Origin of the sequence: Methylibium sp. (assembly GCF_013817345.1) — a bacterium.
Lineage (GTDB): Bacteria > Pseudomonadota > Gammaproteobacteria > Burkholderiales > Burkholderiaceae_C > Methylibium.
This window is the reverse complement of sequence record NZ_JACDCW010000050.1, coordinates 22989-28988: the sequence shown is the minus strand read 5'-3', so window position 1 is coordinate 28988 and position 6000 is coordinate 22989. Positions and strand designations below refer to the sequence as shown.

6 protein-coding genes are annotated in these 6000 nt (G+C 68.7%); 2 read left to right on the top strand and 4 right to left on the bottom strand.

The window, feature by feature from the left end:
- From H0W40_RS11150 to H0W40_RS11140, 3 genes are all read right to left on the bottom strand, one after another.
- Nucleotides 1–359, bottom strand: a 359-nt coding sequence (locus tag H0W40_RS11150) for a phytanoyl-CoA dioxygenase family protein (RefSeq protein WP_292446173.1), incomplete at its 3' end; no start/stop codon positions are given.
- A 185-nt stretch (nucleotides 360–544) separates the two neighbouring features.
- The gene (locus H0W40_RS11145; RefSeq protein ID WP_292446171.1) at nucleotides 545–1426 is read right to left on the bottom strand and encodes a lipid A biosynthesis acyltransferase; all 882 of its coding nucleotides are present in this window, start codon (nucleotides 1424–1426) and stop codon (nucleotides 545–547) included.
- A 1-nt stretch (nucleotide 1427) separates the two neighbouring features.
- Nucleotides 1428–2378, bottom strand: a complete 951-nt coding sequence (locus tag H0W40_RS11140) for a lysophospholipid acyltransferase family protein (RefSeq protein ID WP_292446170.1) — start codon at nucleotides 2376–2378, stop codon at nucleotides 1428–1430.
- A gap of 174 nt (nucleotides 2379–2552) precedes the next feature.
- On the opposite strand from H0W40_RS11140, the gene metK reads away from it, so the two are divergent.
- A complete protein-coding gene (gene metK, locus H0W40_RS11135) occupies nucleotides 2553–3734 on the top strand; it encodes a methionine adenosyltransferase (RefSeq protein WP_292446168.1) in 1182 nt (393 codons plus the stop codon).
- 72 nt (nucleotides 3735–3806) lie between these two features.
- Here metK and H0W40_RS11130 read toward each other — a convergent pair whose 3' ends face one another.
- Entirely contained in the window at nucleotides 3807–4364 is a 558-nt protein-coding gene (locus H0W40_RS11130) for an HNH endonuclease (protein ID WP_292446166.1), read from the bottom strand.
- 173 nt (nucleotides 4365–4537) lie between these two features.
- On the opposite strand from H0W40_RS11130, the gene H0W40_RS11125 reads away from it, so the two are divergent.
- The gene (locus H0W40_RS11125; RefSeq protein ID WP_292446164.1) at nucleotides 4538–5920 is read left to right on the top strand and encodes a serine protease; all 1383 of its coding nucleotides are present in this window, start codon (nucleotides 4538–4540) and stop codon (nucleotides 5918–5920) included.
- Nucleotides 5921–6000 lie beyond the last annotated feature (80 nt).

The following is a 6000-nucleotide window of genomic DNA, read 5'->3' as shown; positions in this document are numbered from 1 at the left end:
TCGTCGTTGAGCCAGGTGCCGTAGTCCTGGTGCCACTGCCACACGTCGCCGTCGAAGGCCTGCTTGCCGTTGATCTTGAACTGGTGCATGTAGAGCTGCTCGCCGAAGATCTGCTCGACGGGCTCGATCATCCGCGGGTGCCGCGAAAGCCGTGCGAAGGGCGCGCTGTACAGGTGGGCGGCGAAGTTGGTGCGCACGGCGCGGCTGCCCTTCTCGCGCACGTTCTCGGGCCGGTCCATGGCATACAGACGCGGCACCTCGTCGGTGAGCGTCTTCACTTCGTCGGGCTTGAACAGCGATGGAAAGAACAGGTAGCCGTCGCGCTCGAACTGTGCGAGCTGGGCGGGCGTGAGTTTCATCTTGTCTCCTCGTCGTTGCATGCGGTGGACGGACCGGGCAGGTGCCGCAGCCGGCCGGCCGAGCCATCGTAGCGCCATCGCGTTCTCGCACCGTCTGCACAGGATTACCGGGGCAGCCGGCCCCGAGCGGCCGACCGCTCTGCTCGTTCGCCGACGGAACTGCGGACCGCTTCCCTGCCCGGGCTTCAGTACCGCCGCGGCTCGCCGGGAGGCCGCGTCTTGAAGCGCTTGTGCACCCACAGGTACTGCGCGGGATTCTCGAGAACGCGCGCTTCGATCCAGCGGTTCATCCAGGCCGTGTCGGCCTCGGCGTCGCCGCTCGGGAAACTCTCCCACGGCTCATGAAAACGCACGCGGTAACCGCGCCCGCCCGGCAGCATCTCGGCGACCACCGGCTGCACCTTCATGTCCAGCAAGCGGGCCATGCGCGACGGTGCCAGCAGGGTGGCGGCGGGCACGCCGAAGAAGGGCACGAAGGCAGCGTCCTTGCTGCCGAAGTCCATGTCGGGCAGGTTGAAGAAGCCGGCGCCCGCCTTGATGGCCCGCAGCAGCGGCTTGGCGGTTTCCCGGCGCGAGAAGATCTGCGCATTGCCGAAGCGCAGCCGTGCGCGCCGCAGCGCGGCGTCGAACACCGGGTTGCTTTGCGACTGGTAGATCGAGCAGCCCGGCCGCGCGACAAAGAGCTGCACGGCAGCGCCCGCCACGTCCAGCGCCATGAAATGCGGCACGAGCCACATCACCGGCCCGGGGTGCGTGTCGCCGAAGTTCACGGCACCTTCGACGTGGATCAGCCGGCGCAGCCGCGCGGGGGACGCATGCCAGAGCACGCCGCGCTCGAGCAGGCTGCGGCCGAGCCACTGGAAGTGTTCGAAGGCGAGCGCGCGGCGCTGTGCGGGCGTCCAGTCGACGAAGCACAGTTCGAGGTTGCGCAGCGCGACGCGGCGCCGATGAGGCGCCACCCGCCACAGCAGCACGCCGAGCGCACGCCCCAGCAGGGCGAGCAGCGGCAGCGGCAACCAATGCAGCAGCCACAGCAGGGCCAGGGTCGCGCGGCTGGCGAGGCGCATGTCAGCGGGGAGCGCGCGGGTCGGGCTGCGAGACCTCGGGCACGGCAATGCGCGTCGCCGTGTGTGGCTCGGCCTCGCCCGCGGCGTGGCCCGCCGGCGCCCCGGCGCGCGGCGACTTGTAGCGGTGGTAGCCCCACAGGTATTGCTCCGGGCAGGCGAGGATCAAGCCTTCCATCGCACGATTGATCGCCGCGGCGGCCGCCACGGGCTCGCCGGGCAGCGGCTCGCCGAGCGGGGCGACACGCACGCGAAAGCCGCTGCCGCGCGGTAGCCGTTCGGCCCAGAGCACGAGCAAGGCACAGCCGGTTTGCTGCACCAGCCGCGCGGCCAGGGTCATGGTGTAGGCCGGCCTGCCGAAGAACGGCGCCCACACGCCCTGGCCTTCGGGCGGCACCTGGTCGGGCAGCAGACCGACCGTCTCGCCGCGACGCAGCGCGCGGATCATCTGCCGCACACCGGCCAGCCTGGCCGGCGCCGTATCGAGCCGCGGCCGGCGGCGCGCGCCCTCGACCAGGCCGCGCAGCCATGGCTTGCGCGCGGGGCGGAACAGCACGGTGATGGGAGCCAGGTTCTCACCGAAGCGCTCGGCGTAGGACTGGCCCGCCACCTCGAAGCAACCCATGTGCGGCGTCAATAGCAGCAGGCCGCGGCCAGGCGCCAGCGCTTCCTGCAGATGTTCGGCGCCCTCCCAGTGCACCGGCATCGGCAGCGCCGCGCCGGCCGGCCGCAGCCACAGCGGCGGCAACTCCATCACCATGCGACCGGCGGCGGCGATAGCGCCGCGCGCCTGCTGCCACGGCACGCCGGCCTGCGCCGCGTTGGCCTTGAAGCGCGCGCGATAGCTTGGCGAAGCCAGGTAGACGGCCCATCCCAGCGGCGCGCCCAGCGCATGCAGCAGCACCAGCGGGCATCTGGCCAGCGCGCGCATGCAGGAAATCAGCAAGGAATTCATCGGTCGTTAGAATCGGGCCGTCGCCGAGTTACAGGACTACTTGCGGGGCGATTGCAGCACTGCGCTGCTGGGCCGAAAGGCTCAACAAACCGCTAAAGCGTTCGCCGCTCCTCCTCCAAGAAGGCCGGCAACGCAAGTTGCAACCGGCCTCACAGGGCCTCAAGGAGTTTAAGAGTGGCGAACGACTTTCTCTTCACCTCGGAATCCGTTTCCGAAGGTCACCCCGACAAGGTGTCGGACCAGATCTCCGACGCGATCCTCGACGCGATCTTCACCGAAGACCCCCGGTCGCGCGTGGCCGCCGAGACGCTGTGCAACACCGGGCTGGTAGTGCTCGCGGGCGAGATCACGACCAACGCGCACATCGACTACATCCAGGTCGCGCGCGACACCATCAAGCGCATCGGCTACGACAACACCGAGTACGGCATCGACTACAAGGGCTGCGCGGTGATGGTCTGCTACGACAAGCAGAGCAACGACATCGCCCAGGGCGTCGATCACGCCTCCGACGACCACCTCAACACCGGCGCCGGCGACCAGGGCCTGATGTTCGGCTACGCCTGCAACGAGACACCCGAGCTCATGCCCGCGCCGATCTACTACGCGCACCGCCTGGTCGAGCGCCAGGCGCAATTGCGCAAGGACGGCCGCCTGCCTTTTCTGCGGCCCGACGCGAAGAGCCAGGTGACGATGCGCTACGTGGACGGCAAGCCGCATTCGATCGACACCGTGGTGCTGTCGAGCCAGCACAGCCCCGACCAGAGTGAGACGGGGACCAAGATGAAGGCCTCGTTCATCGAGGCGGTCATCGAGGAAATCATCAAGCCCGTGCTGCCCAAGGAATGGCTGAAGGAAACCCGCTACCTGATCAACCCCACGGGCCGTTTCGTCATCGGCGGCCCGCAGGGCGATTGCGGCTTGACCGGCCGCAAGATCATCGTCGACACCTACGGCGGCGCCTGCCCGCACGGCGGCGGCGCGTTCTCGGGCAAGGACCCGAGCAAGGTCGACCGCTCGGCCGCCTACGCGGCGCGCTACGTGGCCAAGAACATCGTTGCGGCCGGGCTGGCACGGCAATGCCAGATTCAGGTGGCCTACGCGATCGGCGTCGCGCAGCCGATGAACGTGACCGTCTACACCGAAGGCACCGGCGTGATCTCCGACGAGAAGATCGCCGCGCTGGTGACCGAGCACTTCGACCTGCGGCCCAAGGGCATCATCCAGATGCTCGATCTGCTTCGGCCGATCTATTGCAAGACGGCCGCGTACGGGCACTTCGGGCGGGAAGAGCCGGAGTTCACCTGGGAGCGCACGGACAAGGCGCAGGCGCTGCGTGCGGCGGCCGGGCTGTAGGGCCGAACGGCCGGTCCGGCCAATGCAAAGGGCCCTTTACGGGGCCCTTTTTCATCGGGTCACGGGACGCGCTCAGGCATGCAGCCGGCTCGACCTCGGCACACTCGCCAGCAAGAACTCCATCTGGTCGGTCAAGATGCGGCGCCCCCGCAGGATCATGTCTTCGTGCAGGCTGGGCACGTAGGGCAGATAGAGCAGGGTCATGCGCGCTTCTTCCGGCGTGCGAGCCGCCTTGTGTCCGTTGCAGGGGCGGCAGGCGGTGATGCAGTTCATCCAGCTGTCGAGGCCGCCGCGGGAGGTCGGATGGATGTGCTCGCGCGTGAGCTCGTCGGGAAGCGACTGGCGACCGCAATACGCGCAGACGCAACGGTCCCGCGCGAACAGCTTGGTGTTCGACAGCGCCGGCGTCTGGCGCCAGGCCCGGCTCGGCACGCTGCCGCGCACGGCGATGATCGGGTGCACTTCAATGCGCGACTGCAAGCCGGTGCGGCGCTGCATGCCGCCGCGAAGCACCAGGCAGGTGTCGCCCAGGGTCCAGGCAACGCCGTCGCTGGCATAGAGCACCGCCGCCTCCTTGGCGGTGATCCAGGCCTGCGGGCGACCGGAGACATCGAGTTGCAGCACGTCCACGCAAGAAACTCCTTACGAACCGGAGCATAGAGCAGCCAGCCACACCCGCTCAAGCGGGGGCAACACGCGACTGCAAAGCCGCAGCAGGAACGGGCCCGACAGGCCGCTGCCTAAAATCGCCCATGATTCGAATTCCAGCCTGGCGGGGGTGCGTAATCGGGTGGCTGATCGCAGTGACAGGCACGGCAGCCTGCGCTCAGACCGCCGTACCGAAGACGACACCGAGCGCTTCACCGAGCCCTGCGCCGGCCTCCGAAACTACCCCGCCCGCCCCCCTGGACGCCACCGCGGCGCTGCCCTTGGCGCCGGTGTCGCCTTCGGCGCAACGCCTGTACGAACTCGCGCGCGGCCAGCTGGTGCAGGTGCGCACGCTGCTCAAGGGTCAAGACAGCCAGGCCTCGGTCGGCTCGGGCTTCTTCGTCAGCGACGACGGGCTGATCCTCACCAATTACCACGTTGTCAGCCAGCTCGCGCTGCAGCCGGAGCGCTACCGGCTGGTCTACACCCGGGTCGATGGCCGCGAGGGCAGCCTGCAATTGCTCGGCTTCGATGCGGTCCATGACCTGGCGCTGGTCAAGGCGCTGCCGGCGGGTGCCGGCAAGGAGAGCGCCCCGCGCGACCTGCCGGGCGCGCCGCTCGCTTTTCGGCCCGCCGACGAGCCGCTGGCCCAGGGCGAGCGCATCTACTCGCTGGGCAATCCGCTCGACGTCGGCTTCGCGGTGCTCGAAGGCACCTACAACGGCCTGGTGGAGCGCAGCTTCTATCCGAGCATCTTCTTCGGTGGCGCGCTCAACTCGGGCATGAGCGGCGGCCCGGCGCTCGACGAGCAGGGCCGCGTGGTCGGCATCAACGTGGCAACAAGGCGCGATGGCCAGCAGGTGAGCTTTCTGGTGCCGGCCCGGTTCGCGCAGGCGCTGCTCGAGCGTGCGCGCACAGCCGAGCCAATCACGGCCCCGGTCTACCCAGAGCTGACCGCGCAACTCTTTGCGCACCAGGAAACGGTGACACAGCGTTTCGTGAGTCAGCCGTGGCGCAGTGCCGGGCACCCGGACTACCGCATTCCCGTGCCGCAGGAGGACTTCATGCGCTGCTGGGGCCGCAGCACGCCGTCCGACACCAAGGGGCTGGAGTTCGAGCGCTCCGACTGCGAGATGGACACGCGGGTCTTCGTCAGCGGCGCGCTGGCCACCGGCACGCTCGGCGTGCGCCACGAGGCCTACGACGGCAGCAAGCTCGGCGTGCTGCGCTTCACGCAGCGTTACAGCGCAAGCTTTCGCAACGAGAATTTCGGCCGGCGGGTGGGCAAGGAATACACCGCGCCGAAATGCCACGAAAGCTTCGTCGAACAAGCCGGACTGCCGCTGCGCGCGGTCCTCTGCATGAGCGCCTACAAGCGCCTGGCCGGGCTTTACGATTTGAGCGTGCTGGTGGCCACGCTCGACCAGGGCAGTGCCGGCGTGCAGGGCCGCATCGATGCGCGGGGCGTGAGTTTCGACAATGCGATGCGCCTGGCCGAGCACTACCTTAGCGGCTACGCGCGCAAGGAGGCGCCGTGAGTCGGCGATCGAACCAGGCGGTCACGGCTTGGATGCGCCGGGTTGCAAAGAGGCGGTCGCTGGCAAGAACTCACAGGCCG

Coding starts and splice junctions, on each gene's coding strand:
- H0W40_RS11145 (WP_292446171.1), bottom strand. CDS start 1,426: ATGCGCCTCGCCAGCCGCGCGACCCTGGCCCTGCTGTGGCTGCTGCAT.
- H0W40_RS11140 (WP_292446170.1), bottom strand. CDS start 2,378: ATGAATTCCTTGCTGATTTCCTGCATGCGCGCGCTGGCCAGATGCCCG.